This window comes from Lysinibacillus sp. GbtcB16 (assembly GCF_019091145.1).
Classification (GTDB): domain Bacteria; phylum Bacillota; class Bacilli; order Bacillales_A; family Planococcaceae; genus Lysinibacillus; species Lysinibacillus fusiformis.
The window spans coordinates 1-699 of sequence record NZ_JAGXJV010000086.1 but is presented as its reverse complement, the minus strand read 5'-3'; the positions used below and the strand labels follow the sequence as shown (position 1 = coordinate 699).

The window sequence follows — 699 nt, the reverse complement described above, 5'->3', positions numbered from 1 at the left end:
AAAGAAACATATAAATTAGAACAGAAATTACAGGAATATTTAGCGAATGATAATCTTTTTGTAATATTTTTAAAAGGTCAAATGTATATAGAGCAGATGATTAGTGAGATATTAAACAAATTCGGTAAATATAAAAAAAGGATGGATTTTCATAATAAATTAAAAGCTCTAAAAAAATTGGAAAAACTACCTACAGATATTATTAATGTTCTATTTGAAATAAAAAAAGTAAGAAACAGTTTGGCACATGAATTTGACCGTGATATAAGCATCGATGATATAAACAGTATTTATAAAAAGTTATCTTCTAGCAATCAAAAAGAGGTTAAAAATATGTTTAAAGATATTAAGGGGAGAAAAGAAAAATTAATTAATATATTTATATTTATTTTGAAAGTATTATTTAAAGTTAAAATGTCCTCGAAGCATAATTAATGTTTTAACAAGACCCTGTATTTTATCTTTGTCTTGTGAGGAACGAAAAAAGTAGCAAAAGGACTAGGAAAGTATACATGGAACAGTTATTTACTTTACTCAAAATTAATGTCATTCCATGTGAGGCCAAAAAATTTTTTTTGAGAACTCTGTGTACTATTAAAACTTTTGGTCTTAAAAGATTGGAAAAAGAAAAATATGGTGTTATTTATAGTACAATGAATACTGTAAATAAACTTAATTTTGCCTTGTGCGGAACGGATA

2 protein-coding genes are annotated in these 699 nt (G+C 24.9%); both read left to right on the top strand.

All coding sequences use genetic code 11. The annotated features are described in order from the left end of the window. The coding region (locus KVT27_RS23410; protein WP_217582053.1) for a DUF4145 domain-containing protein at positions 1-435 on the top strand (435 nt) is incomplete at its 5' end. Positions 436-512: 77 nt separating this feature from the next. Further along, positions 513-699, top strand: a 187-nt coding sequence (locus tag KVT27_RS23405; protein WP_217582052.1) for a hypothetical protein, incomplete at its 3' end; no start/stop codon positions are given.